Annotated in this window: 15 protein-coding genes; all 15 read right to left on the minus strand. The window is 40.8% G+C overall.

Features of this window, described 5'->3' with window-relative positions; translation table 11 throughout:
* Position 1: 1 nt before the first annotated feature.
* Positions 2-3697: a cellulose synthase subunit BcsC-related outer membrane protein gene (locus I3B46_RS04090; RefSeq protein ID WP_163761926.1), complete on the minus strand. Its 3696-nt coding sequence runs from the start codon at positions 3695-3697 to the stop codon at positions 2-4.
* 1 nt (position 3698) lies between these two features.
* Positions 3699-6002: a cellulose biosynthesis cyclic di-GMP-binding regulatory protein BcsB gene (locus I3B46_RS04095; RefSeq protein WP_163761927.1), complete on the minus strand. Its 2304-nt coding sequence runs from the start codon at positions 6000-6002 to the stop codon at positions 3699-3701.
* On the minus strand, positions 5995-8106 hold the full coding sequence (bcsA, locus tag I3B46_RS04100; protein WP_163761928.1) for a UDP-forming cellulose synthase catalytic subunit: 2112 nt from the start codon (positions 8104-8106) through the stop codon (positions 5995-5997). Before bcsA ends, I3B46_RS04095 begins: the two co-directional genes overlap by 8 nt.
* 49 nt (positions 8107-8155) lie before the next feature.
* The gene (locus I3B46_RS04105; RefSeq protein WP_004927336.1) at positions 8156-8491 is read right to left on the minus strand and encodes a hypothetical protein; all 336 of its coding nucleotides are present in this window, start codon (positions 8489-8491) and stop codon (positions 8156-8158) included.
* Between the two features lie 459 nt (positions 8492-8950).
* The gene (gene hpaA, locus I3B46_RS04110) at positions 8951-9835 is read right to left on the minus strand and encodes a 4-hydroxyphenylacetate catabolism regulatory protein HpaA (RefSeq protein ID WP_004927338.1); all 885 of its coding nucleotides are present in this window, start codon (positions 9833-9835) and stop codon (positions 8951-8953) included.
* A gap of 75 nt (positions 9836-9910) precedes the next feature.
* Positions 9911-11281, minus strand: coding sequence for a 4-hydroxyphenylacetate permease (gene hpaX, locus I3B46_RS04115; RefSeq protein ID WP_004927339.1), 1371 nt, complete (start codon positions 11279-11281; stop codon positions 9911-9913).
* A 323-nt stretch (positions 11282-11604) separates the two neighbouring features.
* Positions 11605-12411 (minus strand): 4-hydroxy-2-oxoheptanedioate aldolase, encoded by an 807-nt coding sequence (gene hpaI / locus I3B46_RS04120; RefSeq protein WP_163761929.1) that lies wholly within the window; start codon positions 12409-12411, stop codon positions 11605-11607.
* A gap of 10 nt (positions 12412-12421) precedes the next feature.
* Complete coding sequence (gene hpaH, locus I3B46_RS04125) at positions 12422-13225, minus strand: 2-oxo-hept-4-ene-1,7-dioate hydratase (RefSeq protein WP_004927346.1); 804 nt, start codon at positions 13223-13225, stop codon at positions 12422-12424.
* A 102-nt stretch (positions 13226-13327) separates the two neighbouring features.
* Positions 13328-14794 carry an NAD-dependent succinate-semialdehyde dehydrogenase gene (locus I3B46_RS04130; RefSeq protein ID WP_004927350.1) on the minus strand — a complete coding sequence of 489 codons (1467 nt, stop codon included), beginning with the start codon at positions 14792-14794 and terminating at the stop codon, positions 13328-13330.
* Positions 14791-16017, minus strand: a complete 1227-nt coding sequence (locus I3B46_RS04135) for a Bcr/CflA family multidrug efflux MFS transporter (protein ID WP_004927355.1) — start codon at positions 16015-16017, stop codon at positions 14791-14793. The genes I3B46_RS04130 and I3B46_RS04135 overlap by 4 nt, the downstream gene beginning before the upstream one ends.
* A gap of 9 nt (positions 16018-16026) precedes the next feature.
* On the minus strand, positions 16027-16407 hold the full coding sequence (locus I3B46_RS04140; RefSeq protein WP_004927358.1) for a 5-carboxymethyl-2-hydroxymuconate Delta-isomerase: 381 nt from the start codon (positions 16405-16407) through the stop codon (positions 16027-16029).
* A 9-nt stretch (positions 16408-16416) separates the two neighbouring features.
* Positions 16417-17298 carry a 3,4-dihydroxyphenylacetate 2,3-dioxygenase gene (gene hpaD, locus I3B46_RS04145; RefSeq protein ID WP_004927362.1) on the minus strand — a complete coding sequence of 294 codons (882 nt, stop codon included), beginning with the start codon at positions 17296-17298 and terminating at the stop codon, positions 16417-16419.
* Between the two features lie 134 nt (positions 17299-17432).
* Positions 17433-18899 carry a 5-carboxymethyl-2-hydroxymuconate semialdehyde dehydrogenase gene (gene hpaE / locus I3B46_RS04150; protein WP_004927363.1) on the minus strand — a complete coding sequence of 489 codons (1467 nt, stop codon included), beginning with the start codon at positions 18897-18899 and terminating at the stop codon, positions 17433-17435.
* Positions 18899-19666, minus strand: a complete 768-nt coding sequence (locus I3B46_RS04155; RefSeq protein WP_004927367.1) for a fumarylacetoacetate hydrolase family protein — start codon at positions 19664-19666, stop codon at positions 18899-18901. The genes hpaE and I3B46_RS04155 overlap by 1 nt, the downstream gene beginning before the upstream one ends.
* Entirely contained in the window at positions 19666-20295 is a 630-nt protein-coding gene (locus I3B46_RS04160) for a fumarylacetoacetate hydrolase family protein (RefSeq protein ID WP_004927370.1), read from the minus strand. Before I3B46_RS04160 ends, I3B46_RS04155 begins: the two co-directional genes overlap by 1 nt.
* Positions 20296-20692: the final 397 nt, after the last annotated feature.

Consider the following 20692-nt stretch of genomic DNA (forward strand, 5'->3'; position numbering starts at 1 on the left):
TTTATTTTCCTAGTATATCTTTGTCGAATAAATATTTAAAGTAAATATTAGCTTTTGTCTCATCATAATTACCAAAAGTATTATAACTAACATTCGCTCCAATAAATGAAGATGGTGATATTTTATAGTTAGTCTCTACGCCAAAAGAATAACTTATGCCATTTTTACTGCTCTTTTTATAGTGAGTATCTATATATTCATCATTATCTGTGTAACTGTTTAATTCATCTTGTAGTTGTCTATCTGTAGGGTAATAATCTGCACTTTCAGTCGTGTACGATTGATATCCAACAGTGGAGTTTAATTTTACTGATAAATTATCTAATTTTTGCTCATAAGAAATAGGCAATGAAACTGCAATATATTTCTGTGGGCTGAAATACCCTGCATGCCCTAATGTATAATAATTAAGATTTTTATCAAATCCCATATAATGAATATTAGCGCCTAATTTTAGAGTTTTATTATTTTCATTTATTCCATAAATATAAGAGCCAGCATTGAGATCAACAGATTGGTTATTAGGAACGTGGGTACCAATATACTTATTAGCGGCAACTTTGGCATAAGTACCATAATGGCTATTATCCCATGCATATTGTGCTGACAGCGTATTGCGTGTCACGGCTCCCCATGTTCTACCTGTTACACTATCTTTAAGCCCACTGTACGAAAGTTGGCTATCAGTTACCGCTCGCCGTTCGGCTGCTAAAGTTAATTGGCTATGTGGTGAGGTGTTAATTGACCATTCAGCTCCGCCAACTAAGGAAACAATTAAGCCATCACTATTGGTATGCCCGAAATCCAATTGAAAGTTATCGCCTTTCAATAAAATATTTGATTCTAAGCCTTGAATTGAACGGCTATTAATTTCATCGGCATGTACATTAGCACGTGAAGCACTTTCAATTAGGCTACGGCGATTGGCTCTCGTTAACGCTCCACTGCCCACAAGGCTGGCATTTTCAGCGGGAGTTTTGCCTGAACTAATAACCGAAGGAGATACGCTCAACGCTAACTTAATATTATCAAGCAGTGGAAGAGAGAGTGTGAGGGTCTCTTTGATTTCGGTAAATTTGCTTAATCCTGACTCCCCTGAGTGGCTGTTTACCTGAATGGTATTATTCAATGCGACAGATGTTTTTTGCTGTAAATCTGTAAGCATCATTTCAATATGGTCTAACTGGGCCTTTTGGCGAGGATTGTGCTGAGTGTGCATGAGTATTTGCCCAGCTAATGGGTGATTTACTGGTAAATAAGTTGGCTGTTCTTGCGGCTGAATTAATCCCCATTGTGCTGTTTTTAATAATTTGAGTGCTTGGGTATTATGACCTTCCAGCTCAGCAAGGCGAGCCGACAAAATCAGGTAATCGGTTTTGTTGGTTGCCTTGATCTCTGCAAAATATTTTCTTGCTGCCACACTGTCGTCATTGTTAATCGCTAGATCAACTAAGCCTATTAATGCATCCTGATTTTTAGGGGAAATAGCTAATAGGTATTGATAAACATCACTCGCTTGCTCGGGTTGATCATTTGATTGATAAACTCGGGCAACAGCTAATAAGAGTTGGCTATTATTCGGATCATTTTTTATTTCTGGCGCTAATATTTCCCAAGCTTCGTTGAGATGACCTTTTTCGCGAAATAAATCGGCTTGTTCGCTGAGGTAGCCCGCTCTAATGTGATTTAACTCTTTTTCGCTGGTTGTGGCGAGTAAAGCCGGGGAGTTCATCAAGCTCTCTGCTTCTGCAAAGTATCCTAAGCGGCGTAAGATAAGGATTTGCTGTGTATAATCTTTTAGGCTTCCTTGTGGTTCAACAGATAGGTTTTGATGGATCACATTTAGCGCCATTTGACTATCACCCGCATCTATATATAGCTGAGCAAGGCGGCCAATATCGGCTGGGTTCTGAGGTAATGATTTAATATTTATTTTTAGGGTATTTAATGCTGCATTGTGATTCCCACTATCAATGTAGTGTTGGGCAATATCAATTTGTTGATTAAATTTAGCGCGATGTTTAAGCTCAGTTATTTCTGCTGTTTGTGATCCACTAGGAATTTTATGAATTAAATTCAATACATCCTTCCAGTGATTTTGCTCGCTTGCCAAAATGATCGCGCTATGCCAAGTTGCAGGTGAAGGATAGGTTGCAACCAAATTATTCATCACTGCATTTGCTTTATGATGATCACCTTTTTTAAGTAGCAGTCTGGCGTAATCGAGGTGCAGCCAAGCATTTTGAGGATCTTTATTAATGGCTTGTGTGAGAATATTTTCCGCTTCATTCACTAAGCCATTATTAAGTGCTTTTTCTGCATTTTTTCGGTATTGCTCACTGAAATTTATTTTTTGCTGATAATCATAGCGCTCAGTAGGAGAGAAGGTTTGTAATAATAGCTCTAATTCTTGATATTTTTTTTGTTCGTTAAATAACCAGACTAGCTGCTCTTTCACTGTTTTATTATTAGGGTAGTTTTGATGAAGCGTCCGATATAACGACTCTGCGCTAGCATAGTCTTTTTTATCACGATAGGTTTGTGCTAGTAATAAATTGAGAGCAAGTTGCTGCTGTGGGTCACTCACACTGGTACTTTTAAGTAAGCTAATCGCGTGATCAAATTGCTGATTACGCGCTAATTGTTTAACTCTATCTAGTTGCGAATAGTAGTTAATATTTTTGATATCTTTTAACCATTGGGCTCTTTTATGATCCGTTGTGTTATTAGCCGCTTCACTTAATAACTTCTCTGCTTCTTGATAGTTTTTTTGACGGAGCGCCACGTAACCCAGACCCGCAGTGGCATCGATATTTTTAGGATCATTTGTTAGCGCTTGTGTGAATTTTTGCTTTGCTTGTTCAAGGCTACCTCTATTTAATAGCGTAAATCCAGCACGAATATCACTGTTACCAATGCGATTGTTATAGTGTTCCATTACAAGGCTATCATTTGGTGATAAATTCATAAAATGCTGGTAAGCGGGCAGATCTTTTTCATCGGGTTGTAACCACAGTAGTGCTTGCTTCAATGAATTGACCACCGCCTTATCTTTATTTTCGATCTGGATGAGCTTTTGAATTCCCTCTCGCCTTGTTTTCTCTTGATAGGTTAATACCGTTGCAAGAATACGCTGTACCTTCTCATCTAATGGTGTTTGCTGTGCTATTTTTCTTAGCTCAGCGATTGCTTTTTCTAGGTGTTTTTTACTGCCAGCGAGTGTTTCATAATATTCAATCGCTAAGTCACCACTAGGTGGATTATGCGTAAATAATTTGTCATACGCCTGTATTGCTTGTTCAATCTGACCTTGTGTTGCAAATTCTCGGGCTTTTTTGAGTATCTCATCGGAACGATTTTCACGGGGCGAAAACTGGGCTAATTGTGAAAGCCGCTGATCGTCTGGGGCATATTTTTTGAGTTTATTAACCCAGAGAGCCGCTTCTTGTTTTTTACCTTGCTGAATTTTGTAATATGACATTAGATATAATGCTTCAATATTATATTGCTCAATGGCAAAAACTTTACTCAGCGCATCGTAAGCAAGGTCATAGTTAGATTTACTGTGCCAATAATTGGCTTTTTCTAATAGAACTTTAATGGCTGTTTCATTTTCTAATGATCGAGCTAACGTCGATAGTGGGTATGTACCACAGAGCAAAGTAATAAATACTTTTATTAATAAGCTATTTTTCATTTTATTTTTTCATCCTTGATAGACGTTTGGATTCATGGTTTTTTAATCTTTTAAACAAATACAAACTCATAAGGAATAAGGTGGTAAATAACATAGCCATTAATAGAAATAAATGTTGGCTAAAAAACCAAAGGACTAATGTGTGTAGCGGTAATTCGCCTGATAAAAATGATGCATTAACTCGCAGAACCTTAACATCATCAAAATCATTAAATAGCAAGATATCACCCGATTCGAGTTGTTGTCTTCCAGGCTTATCAATATCATCATGGAGTTTTTTCAGTTGTTCACTGTTAGTCGCAGTTAAAATGGTCACGACTTTGTTGCTAGACCAAGGTGATGGGAAACTGAGTAACCCTCGCCATTTTTGTGAATTTATTAAAATATTGTTTGCTTCTTCAAATTGATTTTTCCATTCTCCGAGTAGAAGCAGTTTCAGTTTCTGCAATAGAGAAGGGGGAATGACTTGTAATTGCCCATAACTATAATGATAAGAGGTATCTTTTATTAGTGGCTTGAATGCTGCGATCTCTTTTAATTTAGAGATTGCAATAATATTCGAACTCGTGAGTTTTAAATTATTTTGTGGTTTTGTTGTATCAGTGAGTATGGTGACCTGACTAACCGGAAAGCCAGTAATGCGTCCTGCTTTTTCCATTAAATGAAGCATTAATGCGATTTCTTCTTTAGCTGGATTTTTGGTTAATAAAATGACGGTATCTGATAAATCGGCATATTTCGTAAATGGGAATAGGCCATTTAAAAACCAAGCCGTATTTGGTAGCTCCCCAAAATTGGAAATATTACTGAGATCAAATGTAGAGCTAGACAATATTTGATTAACAATCTCACCATTATTACGGATATTACAAGGCGTTTCTTGATGCGGTGTGATATTAAAATAAAAGCTTAGTCTGTTTTCACCAAATAAGCTTGCGCTATCAAGATAAAGTGTTGTGCTGTTGTCGTGGTTATTAGTAAAAAACTCTGTGATTGGACTAATAATGCTGTGTTTTTGAGCAGAAATATTTTTTAAAAATTGATAGTTCAATGCGATAGTTAGCATCGAATGCTTCATATCAATCCAATTTTTACCATCAAACGTATAGTCTATTTTCACGGGGATTTTGTTCCCTGATAACATGAATACATCAGGTGGAAGGCGAAAAATAATGTTTTTCTCTTCATTCCAAAACAAGCGGGATTGCAGGGCGTCGCGACTTTTAATTATTTGGCTGAAAGTGATTATTTTTTTCGCCGAAAGCCAGTTAGGGGCATCATAAGCTTGCCGTTTTTGTACATGATAGTTGGCGATAGCCATATCGCTGCTGTCAGGTAAATCAGGTGTAAAGAGTTGGTAAGCGGCCTGACGCAGCTCATGTGCATGACGTCTACTAATGACCAAGATTTTGTATTTCTCGTTTACAGGGTTATCTATAATTCTGATATTTGGGCCTTTAGCCTGATTAAAGGAGATCCCTGAAATGGTCTCATCCGCCATTGTGAATAAAACAGCATGCTTTTCCGGTAATTCATCAAGATAAACATTGAAATGGTTCCCTTTTTCCCCACTTTTGATGCCAAAAATAGAGGCTACAATGGCAGAGGCCATTAAGGTATCTGGGGTCGGTGAAGCGGCATAGATAAAAGCAAGTTCATTGCTATTCATTTTTAAAGGATCTAAAAATGGCCGAGGAAAATCCATGAGTGATTTACGCGTATTCATTAATACCCCTTTTAATGCCATTGAGGTTAAAGGGGAAATCTCAAGATTAAGATCTTTTAAGTCTGGGCGCTGGCATGTCCACTCATTATTAATGATGTCATCATTACTAATGATCTGAAAGTTTAAATTGTTCTTTGAAGAGAGAATGGCGTTTGGCACTTTTAAAGTAAAAGTCGATTTGTTTTCATGAAGTTGAGATAACGGTATCGAACCTAAAGACTGATCATTTAGCGTTATTTGTAAATTATCCTTTTCGATATTTTCAGTTTCTTTGATTGAAATGATTAAGCGTATTTCTGCATTTATAACAATAAAATCATAGGGCAAAGTAAAACTAATACCAGATTGGAGTTTATCACCACTTAAGGTCAGGCCGTTTATGAGGCCAATTTTTTTCAAGGTAATTTCTTCAGCGGTAGTGTCTATAACATCGCTATTTTTTATTAGCCCATTATTTAATATAAAGTCTAATGGCGCAGAAACTTTTTTCTGTGTATCCACTCTCTCTACGGCAAATGCGGCCGTATGACTTATTAATAACGCGTAAGCGATAAATATTAATTTCAGGCGGTTAAACATGATGCTGCTCTTTACTATTTTGTTTTGAAAGCAAAATGGAATTATCCGTGGCCTTCTTATCTTTACGGATAATGAACAATTCAAATGCACATTGCAGCACGTCGATAAATGACCTTAATGGTTTGTCGTTTGCATGTTTAGGTTTAAACCAAGCATCTGCTCGAGTTAATACAACACGTACAACATCACGTCGAATAGCATGAGTTAAGTGAGCAAATTCCATTCTTAATTGCTTATTATCAATCCATGCTTGCTGGATCGGGATAAATGCTCTTTCTTTGCCTATACCAATGGCAATTTGTGTAATAAATGCCTGTGTAACATTATGCTCAAATGGGAAGTTAAGTCTTGCCCCACTCATGGAGAGATCAATGGACTGAGTTTCTATAACGCTATTATCAGAAAAATAAACGGTCACAGGGATTGATGCAGGAACCCTCGTGGCTCGACGTAACTGTTTGGTCTCTTTTGCTACCGATATAGAAGCGAGGACAATCAGTAAGCTATAAATACCCCATATAAGGTTAATCACAATGACACCGTTATCAATATAATGATATAGACCCATAATCCATTTGAATAAGGCAATCCCAATTGCGGCGACTAAAAGTACGGCGACAATAAGGAGCGGGCGAACGGCCGTGTGATCAAAATAGTTTTTATCTGTTAAATCACCTTTATCAGTAACATTAAATTTACCGAGTTTTGGCGATATTAAGCTCATCAATGTTGGGAGTATTAAATGAAAAGCCATCACTGTTTCATAAATTTCCCCCCAGAAAGAATAGCGATAGCTACCGACAAGTTTTGAATTGACATAGTTAGAAGTAATCAAATGAGGTAGCGCATAAGAAAATATGAGTGTTGCGGATGATGAGATAATATTTAAATCAAATAGAATAAAAACCAAAGGGGATAAGAGGAAAATCGCTCGAGGTAGCCCATACTGAAAATGTAGCATGGCATTTAAATAACAGATACGTTGTGTAAATGTCAGACCTTTACCTAATAGCGGGTTATCGACGCGAAAAATCTGTGTCATGCCTCGTGCCCAACGTATACGTTGGTTAATGTGCAAAGTTAAGCGTTTAGTCGCTAAACCCGCTGAAAGAGGAATATCTAAGAAAGCGGTATTCCATCCCTTACGCTGCAATTTAAGGGCTGTATGGGCATCTTCGGTAACCGTTTCTACCGCAAATCCATTTGTCTCTTTTAAGGCACTGCGGCGAATTACCGCACAAGAGCCACAGAAAAACGCGGCATTCCAATTATCGTTACCTTGCTGCACTGGACCATAAAATAGCGCACCTTCATGCGGCGCTCTTTTAGCCGCACTTAAATTACGTTCAAAGGGATCTTTAGAGTAAAAATAATGGGGGGTTTGGATCAAAGCGAGTTTTTCATCGACTAAAAATGCCCCTACTGTTGCTTGTAAAAATACGCGTGTCGCTACATGGTCACAATCAAAAATACAAATCAGTTCACCATGCGTTTTTGTTAATGCATGATTAAGGTTTCCTGCTTTTGCATGGTTATTATCAGGGCGGATCATATAGCCAACTTGAATATCTTCAGCTAACTGGCGAAACGCATCTCGCTTTCCATCATCTAATATATAAATTTTTAATTTATCTTTAGGATATTCGATACACTGTGCAGCAAGCGCTGTATCTTTGACGATATCAATACTTTCATTATAGGTTGGAATAAATAGATCAACCGTTGGCCATAATGAAGTATCTTTCGGTAAGGGGGCGATCGTTCTTTTTAATGGCCAACAGGTTTGAATATAACCGAATAATAGAATAGCTAATGAATATAGTTCCGCAATAAATAGTAATGATCCTAAAATCAGCTCAATATAAGAATCAAAATAAAGGGTCGTTGTTGCCCGCCACCAGATATAACGAGAAGTACAAAGTAGTGATATTAATATCAAGGCAAGCTGTAGCTTTTTATTTTTAAATATTCCAATAAAGAATGTAAATACAATTAACACGCCTCCTAATAGAAACTGTTTATCACTATCTAGAGGAATGATAATTAATAAAATAAATAAGAATAACAAAAGTATAGACGTAACGATTTTGAGTGTTTTTTGCATATCACTAACTCATAATGAGGTTTTATTATACTATAGGTAAATGAGTATTTTATTTTTTACTAATACTTGAAAAGAGTTCACTCAGTATAACAAGTTGCTCCGTATGAGAAGCTGAGTCCGCTGTATTATGGTAGTGATTATTTTTATAATTAAGGAAATGAGAAAACTCATTAATTGTTGAGTAAGACTCATTTGGTTGGGTTGGCTGGGGCTGAGTCGTTGATTCAGAAACCACTTCAATTTTCTCAGGTAATGGGAGTTCTTGCTTAATAGCCATATTAGATAATGGCTGTTCATCCTTGGATTGAGTGGTTTCTTCAATTTCAAGGAAAGAAAAATTATCCATTTTAAGCTGACGGCTTAATGAATTTAAATCATCGTACATAGTTAACCTTCACCCTGAGAATAACAAACACCATTACACGTAGAATGAGTGATTTTTACCATGGTCTTTTAGGTAAATCATCTTATTTTGATATAATATTTAGTTATAGAATTAAGTAAAAATACCTAATTGATTAATATGTAAATAATCTATAGAGATACGTTATATAACATCCTGATTTAATTTTAAAATATGATGTAATTGTGAAATTTGAATAAATAGTAATTGTTAATTTATTTCATTTTAATAGTTATTATTAATAAATAAAAATGACAATGAAAAATAGAAAATACGCATTGATTATTACTTATAGATATTAGTAATGAACAATTTATAAATAAAGCAGTTTATTAAACATTTTTATTATGGTTATTGCGATAAATAGCAGAGAAACGCGTTAATAGACAGCGTTAAAATTTTCAATAACCACGTGTCATGATTAAGTTTAACTATCATAGATTAGTGGATATTTTTATCTCGCCATTGGCTAGGGGAATCTCCAACTAAACGGTTAAAGAAGCGTGCAAAGTAAGCCGGATCTTTAAATCCAAGTTGGTAGGCTATTTCTGATACAGGGCTGTCACAAAACAATAGCATACGTTTCGCTTCTCGTAATATGCGGTCAAAAATCAGGCGCTTGGGTGGACGGTTAGCGAAACGTCGGCACATATCTTTGAGACGAGATTCGGTAACACCCAGTTTGTCTGCATATTCGGGAACAGAAAGGTGCTCATGGTAGTGTGAATCAATAAGCTGGTTAAAACGTTGGAATAGGCGATGTTCTCCTCTTACACCACTAACTGGGTGGTCATCAAGGGGAATTGAGCGTAATAGGAAAGTAAATAGCGCTTGAGCTAAAGAGGATAATACCTGATCGCGTCCGGCGTAGCTATTGGCCGATTCGCGAGCCATTAGTGCCCAATAGTGATTAAAAGTTTCAAGGTCATCAGGTTTATCAGCAACGGACAAACAAATCGCAGGAATAGAGACTAAATCAGGGTTAGCAGGGTAAAGTGATTCTAATAAAGGGATGATTAAATCTTGGCGAACGGTCAGCACGTGCCCATCTGTATCTTCTTGAGTAAAAAAGGCATGAGGAACAGAAGGCGGCGTTAGAATAAATAAAGGGGCTTGGACTGAATAACGTAGGTCATCAAGTTGTAATGTGATATGACCTGTTTCAAGGTAGTGCAACTGAAAAAAGCCATCATGTCGATGTGCTTGCATATCACGGCCAAAAAAGGCGGCCATATTACCGAATGTTTGGTAATGAACATCATCATTCCCTTGTGTTTCATCATAATCTTTACTGATATCAATATTGGTTATTAATGATGACACCACATTCTCCCTTTACTCTGTTGGTTTCGAGCCGCAATACAGAGGATTGCGGCTCGACTATTTTGTTATCTTTGAATATTACGGTGTTGCTCTAGGACGTGAGCTTTTCATGGGGATAAATGCGACTAATAGCGCCCCAACGACCAACAACCCAGCGACAAAGTACAGCCCTGAATTGAAGCTACCTGTTTGGTCTTTTAGCCAACCAATCAGTAGTGGGCTGACCGCTGAACCAATATTACCTGTTGCGTTGATAACAGCAATACCAACAGCACGAGCACGTAAACTGATGGATTGGTCTGGCGTGGTCCAGAATACAGCCATTGCGGTAAATGAACCTGTCGATGCCATAATGATACCAATTAATTGGATGACAGGATGATGTGTCAGTGCCGCTAATACCCAACCTGCCGCTGCAAATAGGTAGGGGAGTGCGGTGTGCATTTTACGTTCTTGTAATCTGTCAGAACGCCGGCTCCAATACACCATACCAAGTATAGTACAGAACTGAGGGATAGCCGTCAGTAGGCCTATCATGGCGTTACTACTGCCTTCATTAAAGCTCTGCATAATTTGTGGCGTCCAGATATTAATGGCACTGAGCGTATTGGTCAGGCAGAAATAGGCCACGGTATACATTAAGACAACAGGGGTAAAAATCTCTTTCCATAAGCTAGTATTCTGTAATGCCGTATGGCTTTTCGAACCGTGCGGCTGAACCAATTCTAACTTATCTTGCTCCATCATTTCTTGAAGACTCTCTTTGTCTTCTTTCGTTAGCCATTTTGCTTTATCTGGTGAATCATCAAGGTAGAACCAGACCAGCACGCCTAAGATCACTGAAGGGAAACCTTCCAGCAGGAACAGCCACTGCCAGCCTTTTAGGTTTAAAATACCATCCATTTCGAGGATGTAACCCGATGCTAGGGAACCAAATGCCATTGTGACAGGCATGGCCACCATAAATAAAGCGTTAGCACGGGCGCGGAAATAAGCAGGAAACCAGTAAGTTAAATAAACTAGGATACCCGGTAAAAAGCCAGCTTCGGCGACGCCGACTAGCATCCGCAAAATATAGAGGCTTGTCGGGCCTGTTGCGAACATTGTGGCTGTTGAGGCGATGCCCCACAGTACCATGATGGTGGCAATCCAACGGCGGGCGCCCACAATACCCAACATAATATTGCTAGGTATCCCAAAAATAACATAGGTTGCATAAAATAGTGTGGCAGCAAGGCCAAACATCGTTGATGTCAGACCAATGTCTTTCCCCATAGTCAGACCCGCAAAACCGATATTAATGCGGTCAAGGAAAGAAAAAACAAATAATACAAATAAAAAGACAATTAGGCGGCGAAATAATTTTTTAATTACGCGTTGTTGTGGTTCAGTTAAATTTTTATGCTGTTCAGCAGGATTTTTTTCAGCAACATTGGATAAATTGCTCATTTTGTAATTCCCTCATTTATATGCATTTAATGCTATTATGGGTACAAAAAGCTCTTAGGCAGCCATATAACATGTCTGCCCCGTAGGTACAGGGTTGTTAATGTTGTTTTCCCTTAGCCACCAGATTGATATTTGTAGGGTAATTGGTTTGCCATATTCCAAGTTGTTTCATTATTCGCTCTTGCTTATCTATCCGAGTCACACAATAATCCATGCTCCTCGGCGATTTTTGCTTAGCGCTTAGAGACAAACTCGAAGTATTTACAACCGAAAGATCGAGTTATCTTAATGGCTTTGGGTGTTTACTACTGTATTGCAAATCACTAATACACACTGGGTGTGTTAGATGTCACTTCAGAAACGGTATTGCCAAAGCGAGCCGCTAATGCTTCTGCGCTACGCGCTAGCAATGTTGTATCCACACCAACCGCAACAAATAGTGCACCTAATTTTAAATAATGTTCAGCGACGTCTGGCGCTGCCATTAAAATACCAGGGGCAATACCCGCAGCACGAATTTGGACAATAGCCTTTTCGATGACTGCCTTCACTTCGGGATGATTTGGATTACCTGAATAGCCCATGTCTGCACTGAGATCAGCTGGTCCAATAAAGACGCCATCGATCCCTTCGACTTGTAATATTTCCGAAAGATTATTGATAGCTTCACGGGTTTCGACTTGCACAATGACACACATCTCATCATTGGCCCGTTGCAGATAATTAGGAATACGATTCCAACGTGATGCACGTGCTAGAGCGCTCCCCACACCGCGGATCCCCGCCGGAGGGTAACGTGTGGCGCGAACAGCTTGCTGTGCTTGCTCTGCATTTTGCACCATAGGCAGTAATAATGTTTGTGCCCCAATATCCAATAACTGTTTAATAATGATAGGATCATTCCAAGGTGGACGTACAACCGGCTGCGATGGATAAGGTGCGATTGCCTGTAATTGAGTTAATATTGTTTGTACATTATTAGGAGCGTGTTCACCATCAATCAGTAGCCAGTCAAAACCTGCTCCAGCCACCAATTCAGCACTATATGAGCTGCATAGCCCCAGCCATAAACCGATTTGTGGTCGACCTTCTTTTAGTGCATGTTTAAATTTATTTTGTAGGATATCCACGATGATCTCCTTATACGAAGCGGCAACTGACGGAACCCATCACGCCGTAGTCCACATGAAATACATCCCCTTTACGAGCAGGAACCGGTCGAGTAAATGAGCCACCTAAAATGATTTGGCCAGCTTCTAGTTGGACGTTGTGTGGCGCGAGTTTATTTGCCAGCCAAGCAACCCCGTTTGCAGGGTGGTTAAGTACCGCAGCCGCGACGCCAGACTCTTCAATAACACCGTTACGGTACAGCAATGCACTGATCCATCGTAAATCAAGGTCGCGAGGTTTGATTGGTCTCCCCCCTAAGATCACCGCCGCATTCGCCGCATTATCTGAAATGGTATCGAATACTTTGCGTGGGCGCTTTGTTTCAGGATCAATACCGTGGCAACGGGCATCAATAAGCTCAAGTGCCGGTATGACATAATCAGTTGCGTTATAAACATCAAACAGGGTGCAGTTTGGGCCACTTAAGGGTTTTGCTAAAACAAATGCTAGCTCAACTTCAATACGTGGAACGATAAAACGATCTGTTGGAATTTCACAACCATCGTCAAAAAACATATCGTCGAGAAGTGCACCGTAGTCAGGTTCATCAATTTGAGAACTAGCCTGCATAGCTTTCGATGTTAAGCCAATTTTATGGCCTTTCAGTGAGCGACCTTCAGCGATTTTTAGGCCAACCCATTCACGTTGAATAGCGTATGCGTCTTCAATGGTGATTTGTGGATGATCCAATGAAATCTGACGGATCTGTTCACGTGTTTTCTCGGCCTGATTAAGGCGCTGTGCAACTTGCGATATGACATCTTTTTGTAACATGCGAGTATTGCTCCTGTTGAACTCTGCTTATCACGCAAGAAACGTTGGGCGCTTTCTAACCCGCACTGCCAGATGGCAGTGCGCTAATCTGTAAAGGTCAAATTAGTTTGTAGATAGCCCACCGAAGCAGAGATATTTCACTTCCAGATAGTCTTCAATTCCGTAACGTGAACCTTCACGCCCCAGCCCTGACTGCTTAATGCCACCAAATGGGGCAACTTCATTTGAGATAATGCCTTCATTGATACCGACCATGCCGCTTTCGAGTGCTTCTGCAACACGGTAGATGCGGCCGATATCTCTAGAATAGAAATAGGAAGCCAGACCAAATTCGGTATCATTTGCTAAATCAATGGCTTCTTGTTCATCGCGGAACTTAAACAGAGGCGCCAATGGACCAAAAGTCTCTTCTTTGGCGACGATCATAGATTCGGTGACGTCTGCTAATACGGTTGGCTCGAAGAACAATCCGCCTAATGAAGCAGGTTTACCGCCTGCCAGTACGCGTGCGCCTTTAGAAACCGCATCTGCAATATGCTCGGTGACTTTATCAACCGCAGCTTGGTTAATCAGAGGGCCTTGTTGTGAATCGGCTTGAGTTGCTGGGCCGATTTTTAGCTCAGTGACTGCTTTTGCTAAGCGTTTAGCAAATTCATCATAGACGCCTTCTTGAACTAAAATACGGTTAGCACAAACACAGGTTTGCCCGCTGTTGCGGAATTTAGCCGCTAATGCGCCCTGTACGGCGGCATCAAGGTCGGCATCGTCAAACACGATAAAAGGCGCATTGCCACCGAGCTCCAATGATAGCTTTTTCACTGTATCGGCACATTGCGCCATGAGTAATTTGCCAACGCGTGTGGAGCCAGTGAAAGTCAGTTTACGAACAACAGGACTTGATGTGAGTACACCACCAATGGCTTTTGCATCTGTACCTGGCACGATGTTGAACACCCCTGCTGGGATACCAGCTTCTTCACCTAATGCTGCTAGTGCTAATGCTGATAATGGGGTCTCAGCCGCAGGTTTCAGTACCATCGTGCATCCTGCCGCCAGTGCTGGGCCAACCTTACGGGTGATCATGGCATTTGGGAAGTTCCATGGCGTAATCGCAGCGACCACACCCACAGGCTGTTTAATCGTCACTAAGCGGCGACCAGGAAGTGGAGATGGGATTGTTTCGCCATAAACGCGTTTACCTTCCTCGGCAAACCACTCAATAAAGCTTGCACCATAGGCGATTTCACCCATTGATTCTGTGATGGATTTGCCTTGCTCCCAACTGAGTAGCTCTGCAAGCTCTTTTTGGTTTTCCATCATCAATTGGAACCACTTATTAAGAATTTGGCTACGCTCTTTGGCACTTTTAGCACGCCAAGCGGGTAGGGCTTTTTCCGCAGCATCAATCGCTTGTTGGGTTTGTGCTGCACCTACATTACTGACTTTTGCAATGACTTCACCGTTCGCAGGGTTAGTGACATCGAATTGACTATTGTCGTTGGCGTTAACCCATTGACCGTTGATATAAGCCTGCTGGCGGAATAAGGTAGAATTGACATTGATACTCATTTTTCTTTTTTCTCCGAAGGCACTGAGACTAACTGTGAGCGGACATTTTTAGCCGAGAAACGTTGGCTTGTGAAACTTAATCCGGCACAGACAGCCATAACCAGTGCCATAGCAAATGGGGATTCATCCTGTAGTACAGAAACTGCAACACTTGCCAGCGCCGCCAATGCAAATTGAATCGAAATAGCAAGCGCACTGGCGCTACCGGCAATTTTTCCTCGATGCTGCAATAACAGTGATAAGCTATTTGTACCGATAGCATTGACCATCGATAAAAACAGCACCACCAGAATAACAATAATAGGCAGGCTTTGCTGGTAGAAAATGAGTAGTAATAGCCCAAACAGTAATTGCGCACCACTTTGTAGGCAGAGTATGCGAGTTAAACTGTATACTTTGAGCAGTCTGACATTCAGTAGTAATACCACTATCATCCCGAGAATATTACAGCCGAATAATAAACCGTAGTGCTGCTCCGATACGCCAAAATAGTTGATATAAACAAAGGGAGAGCCGCTGATAAAGGCAAACATACCCGCAAAAGAGAATGCCATCGTACCGATAATACTCAGTGCTTCTCTATCGCTTAAAACTTGAGCGTAATTTTGAAACGCGACACTGAGTAAATTTTTAGATTCTTTCTGCGGTGTCAAGGTTTCAGGAAGCAAGAAGAAAATACAACTTGCAGAACAAAGACCTATCAGTGCAAGAAGATAGAAGATCGCTTGCCACTGAAAGTGAATTAATAAAAAGCCACCGAGTAGGGGAGCCAGTAAGGGCGCTATCATAGTGACTAACGTCATCAAAGATAAAACTTTAGGCAGTTCACCTGTTGGGTAAACGTCTCGAGCAATGGCTCGTGCCATGACAATGGCGGCTCCACTACCGAAGGCTTGTAACGCACGAAAAGCAATTAATGCGTCAGCCGAAGAGGCTTGCGCGCACAGTAAACTTGCGAGCGTAAAAATAGTTAGGCCACTTAACAGCATCTTACGGCGACCAAGAATGTCGCTGAGTGGCCCATAAAACAACATGCCAATACAGAAGCCAGCAAAGAATGCGCCGAGTGTATACTGCATCTGCCCTTGGCTCGCCTGGAGGTCATTTCCCATTTGCGGCAGAGCAGGCAGATACATATCTATCGATAATGGCCCAAATGCAACCAGTGACCCTAATAATGGGATCAAGTAGCGAGGGATCTGTTTATCGAATGGCGTCGGCATCAGGCTTCCTTATTTAAATAAAGCGTGAACATTGTTTTGTTTGTAATTCAACACGGGATCAAGCTCTTCCATGGTAAATGATAGAGCGAGATACCTATCACTCATTAACTGAGCAAAGTGTTCTTTGATGAGGGTAAATAGCATCTCACCTGTTTTTTGACGATCTTCAAGAGAACGCCCTGAACCAATTTTGAGTGTCATATGGACAAAGGCGTAATCATGTTTACCATCAGCCATCTGCCAAGTATCTAACCAAATAGCACGGCTACGAATGCCGCCTAAAGGAAAAATACCAGTTCCTGCTAATGCACTATTTACCTTGGAAAATAGCTCAGGCAAATTCGCTTGTTCACGGATATTGTCGGTACACTCAGCAATAAAATGCGGCATGACGACTCCTTACGCACTGACTTTTTGTTTATCGGTGATATAGCTTGGCAACGGGAAAATAGCGTTAATTTGTCCGGTACCTGAACTGGCGAATAAATCGGTCAGCACTTCAACTTTTTCTGCATATTTATCCCAACCTAGCATGCCTAATAGCATCACCGTATCGTGCATATGACCTTCGCCATAACAGTAGTCAGCGTATTCCGGCAGCATCTTACAGAACTCACTAAAACGGCCTTCACGCCACAATTTGACGACACGCTTATCCATTTGCTCATCAAATTCACGGGTATAATTGTTCATCCCTTCTTCTGCACGATGGTCATCAATAAAGCGATGCGATAATGAGCCACTCGCGAGTACAGCAACCGTGCCATCATATTTTTCGATGGCTGTGAGTACGGCTTCGCCTAATTTACGGCTGTCTTCAAAACTGTGAGAGGTGCAAAATGCAGAAATAGAGATCACTTTAAAGTGGCGATCACTATTCATATAGCGCATAGGAACTAAGGTGGCATATTCTAACGTTAGGCTTGGGATTTCGTGGGATTGAGCACGAACGCCTAGTTTACGGGCTTCTTCACCGATCATGCGACCAAGCTCGGAGTTACCATCATATTCATATTCCATATCACGAATAAAATGAGGGAGTTCGTTACTCGTATAGATCCCTTTAAAGTGATCGGCACAGTTGATGTGATATGCACTGTTAACTAACCAGTGAGTATCAAAAACAATAATAGTATCAACACCAAGTTCGCGGCAGCGGCGGCTGATCTCTTTATGACCGTCAATGGCGGATTGGCGGCAGCCATGATGTTTGCCGGGTAATTCTGACAAATACATGGATGGAACATGCGTTATTTTTGCCGCAAGTGCTAATTTACCCATAAGTTTTTACCTCCCCCGTGATATTTCGAGCTGTAGCGTGTGAGTGATTTTTCGCTACAGCCCGAATTATTTAGGGCATAAGTTAGATTAAATATTTATTATTGAATTTCCAATAAACTAAATATCTCAATAAATTAAACACCCCAACGAGGAATGTTGTGATCCCCGAAGGAAATACAAACGTTCTTCATTTCTGCAAAAACTTCAAAGCTATATTCACCGCCTTCACGACCAACACCAGAGGCTTTAACGCCACCAAATGGTTGACGTAAATCACGTACGTTTTGTGTATTAACAAACACCATACCGGCTTCAATGTTGCGTGATAAGCGAAGGATCTTGCTGACATCTTGTGTCCAAATATAAGATGCGAGACCATACTCAACATCATTTGCCATACGTAGGCCATCTTCTTCTGACTTGAATGGGATCAAGCAGGCAACTGGCCCAAAGATCTCTTCTTGCGCAACACGCATACGGTTATCGACATCTGCTAATACGGTCGGGCGTAAGAAGTTACCATTTTTCAGATGTGCAGGTAGGTCGGTTGGCTTGTCTGGGCCACCAGCCAGTAATGTTGCCCCTTCTTCTACACCAAGGCGAATATAGCCGGATACCTTGTTCCAATGCTGTTCACTGATCAGTGCACCAACTTGTGTTTTTGGATCCGTTGGGTCGCCGACAATTAGGCGATTAGCGCGCTCAGCGAAGCGCTTAACAAATTCAGGGTAGATACTTTCTTGGATGAAAATACGAGAACCGGCAGTACAACGTTCACCATTAATTGAGAAAATGGTAAACAGAGCCGCATCTAATGCACGTTCGATATCGGCATCTTCAAATATCAGAACAGGGGATTTGCCGCCAAGTTCCATCGAATATTTTTTCAGACCCGCGTTTTGCATGATCACGCGGCCTGTTGCTGTTCCACCAGTAAAGGAAACGGCACGAACGTCATGGTGTTTGACTAGAGCGTCACCTGCTGTGCTGCCGTAACCTTGCACAACGTTAAGTACGCCAGCAGGGATCCCCGCTTCTAATGCCAGCTCACCTAAACGGTTTGCTGATAATGGTGACAGTTCAGACATTTTTAAAACAGCGGTGTTACCTAGGGCTAAACAAGGTGCTGTTTTCCATGTTGCCGTCATGAATGGCACGTTCCAAGGGGAGATCAGTGCACAGACACCAACAGGTTGGATCAGGGTGTAGTTCATCATTTTGTCGTCAACAGGGTAGGTACGACCATTCATCTGTTGGCAGACTTCGGCAAAAAACTCAAAGTTATGTGAAGCACGAGGGATCAACACATTTTTGGTTTGATGAATTGGCAAACCTGTATCCTGAGTTTCCATTTCTGCAATTTCAGGAACGTTTTGGTCGATCAATTCACCAAGACGGCGCATCAAACGAGCACGCTCTTTCATTGGCGTATTAGCCCATTTAGGGAATGCCTCTTTGGCTGCCGCAACGGCTTGATTTATTTCATCTTGACCACCAGAAGCCACTTCAGCGAGTACTTCACCTGTTGCAGGGTTGGTGGTTTGGAAATATTCTTTGCTGGCAACATTTTTGCCATTGATCCAATGGTTAATCTTAGTCATTACACTCGTTCCTCATATTCTTTTTCGCTGACAATATAGTTAATCAGCCGGCCTACACCCTCAACTTCAACGATCACTTCATCACCAGGTACGACATCAGAAAGGCCTTTTGGTGTTCCTGTTGCGATCATGTCACCCGGTTGCAGTGTCATAAAATCACTGAGATAGGAAATTAAAAATGGGATATTGAAAATGAGATCAGCAGTGGTTCCTTTCTGGCGCAACTCACCGTTTACATAGGTATATAGCGCAAGGTTATGGGGATCTTTAACCTGATCTTTATCGATAACCCATGGACCGATAGGCGTTAAAGTGTCACGGCTTTTAACACGCAGGTTGGGGCGATAGTAATTTTCTAAATAGTCACGGATCGCATAATCATTACATACGGTGTAGCCTGCAACATAATCCATCGCATCTTCTTGTGATACTTTGTATGCCGCTTTACCAATGACCACAACAAGCTCTGACTCATAATGCATATAGTCAACATTATCGGGGCGCACTGAAACTTGGCGATGGCCTGTTAATGTGTTATCTGCTTTGATAAAAATCAGAGGCTCTTCAGGTGGCTTGAAATCAAGTTCAGTAGCATGGTCGGCATAATTTAAGCCCAGTGCGAACAGTGTGCCTCTAACAGGAGGTAACCATTCAACATTAGCATCATCGCCTGCAATAACTTGGCCATTTGGTAATGTGATTTGCTCGTTTTCACCAACCGTAACGGAATACTCAGTACCTTGGTAACGAATTTTTGCGTGTTTCATTATTGTCCTCCTGCCACAACAACGTTATTGCTTAGGCTCGGAAAGCCTTCTGCTTGAACAGTGACTTCATCACCAGGCTGAATGGTGACGCGTTGATGAGGCGTGCCCATCAGTATCACATCACCCGCTTTTAACGTGGCAAATTCACTGAGTGCGGCAACTAACTCACTGGCATCACGAACCAGATCTTTTGTAGACCAACGGTCAGCTTCTTTACCATTGATGAGGGTGATAATGTCGACAGGGGCAGTTAATGTTGTTTCAACCATTTCCCCAATAGGGCAGAAACTATCACAGCATTTTGCTTTGATAGCAGGACGATAAAATGAGTCTTCAGGTAGGCTGACTTCATTTGCTAATGCAAAGCCCGCAATATAATTTTTGGCTTCTGACTGGCTGACTTTACGTGCATCTTTACCAATAACCAGTGCTAGCGTTGCACCACTTTGCACCACTTCACCGGCAGGGTGCAAAATAGGCTCCCCTGAATTGATCCGAGTATTACGCGGCTTTATAAACCACACAGGTGTTTTTGGTGGGGTTTTATAAGGGGCTTGCCCGAATGCCTCATGCCAGTGAGCCACTTGGCTTTGATGATTGAGGGCAACGGCAAATACAGTGCCTTTCATTGACAACTCCTTATTAGGAAAACGATGATTTCGAATGATTGTTAATATATTAATAATGTATAAAGTGGTAATTGGCAATAGGCTAGAGAAATTGTTAATTTTAATTGTGATCTCTTTAACATATTCAGAAGGTTTTTATGTAACCTATTGATATTCAGTATTCTGATATTTTTTTTGAATTTTTATTGTAACTTTTTATTAACTTTTTGGTTTGCTGTTGAATTGTTTACTCATTAATATTTTGGGGTTTTTCTTTGTGATTGTTATTTTACCGTGCTAACCTTGGTTTTAAGTGGATAGAATAGGCTATCACTAAGGGTAAATTTGCGGTGTAAAGGCGCAATAGATTGTGTAATACCAATTTAATTGGTATTAAATAAACATTTTAGAGTGGTGA

The organism is Providencia sp. 2.29 (assembly GCF_015832305.1).
GTDB lineage: Bacteria > Pseudomonadota > Gammaproteobacteria > Enterobacterales > Enterobacteriaceae > Providencia > Providencia stuartii.

What these genes read in the sequence shown, in the direction of transcription:
- I3B46_RS04090 (WP_163761926.1), bottom strand. Translation starts at nt 3,697, where the DNA reads ATGAAAAATAGCTTATTAATAAAAGTATTTATTACTTTGCTCTGTGGT.
- I3B46_RS04095 (WP_163761927.1), bottom strand. Translation starts at nt 6,002, where the DNA reads ATGTTTAACCGCCTGAAATTAATATTTATCGCTTACGCGTTATTAATA.
- bcsA (WP_163761928.1), bottom strand. Translation starts at nt 8,106, where the DNA reads ATGCAAAAAACACTCAAAATCGTTACGTCTATACTTTTGTTATTCTTA.
- I3B46_RS04105 (WP_004927336.1), bottom strand. Translation starts at nt 8,491, where the DNA reads ATGTACGATGATTTAAATTCATTAAGCCGTCAGCTTAAAATGGATAAT.
- hpaX (WP_004927339.1), bottom strand. Translation starts at nt 11,281, where the DNA reads ATGAGCAATTTATCCAATGTTGCTGAAAAAAATCCTGCTGAACAGCAT.
- hpaH (WP_004927346.1), bottom strand. Translation starts at nt 13,225, where the DNA reads ATGTTACAAAAAGATGTCATATCGCAAGTTGCACAGCGCCTTAATCAG.
- I3B46_RS04130 (WP_004927350.1), bottom strand. Translation starts at nt 14,794, where the DNA reads ATGAGTATCAATGTCAATTCTACCTTATTCCGCCAGCAGGCTTATATC.
- I3B46_RS04135 (WP_004927355.1), bottom strand. Translation starts at nt 16,017, where the DNA reads ATGCCGACGCCATTCGATAAACAGATCCCTCGCTACTTGATCCCATTA.
- I3B46_RS04140 (WP_004927358.1), bottom strand. Translation starts at nt 16,407, where the DNA reads ATGCCGCATTTTATTGCTGAGTGTACCGACAATATCCGTGAACAAGCG.
- hpaD (WP_004927362.1), bottom strand. Translation starts at nt 17,298, where the DNA reads ATGGGTAAATTAGCACTTGCGGCAAAAATAACGCATGTTCCATCCATG.
- hpaE (WP_004927363.1), bottom strand. Translation starts at nt 18,899, where the DNA reads ATGACTAAGATTAACCATTGGATCAATGGCAAAAATGTTGCCAGCAAA.
- I3B46_RS04155 (WP_004927367.1), bottom strand. Translation starts at nt 19,666, where the DNA reads ATGAAACACGCAAAAATTCGTTACCAAGGTACTGAGTATTCCGTTACG.
- I3B46_RS04160 (WP_004927370.1), bottom strand. Translation starts at nt 20,295, where the DNA reads ATGAAAGGCACTGTATTTGCCGTTGCCCTCAATCATCAAAGCCAAGTG.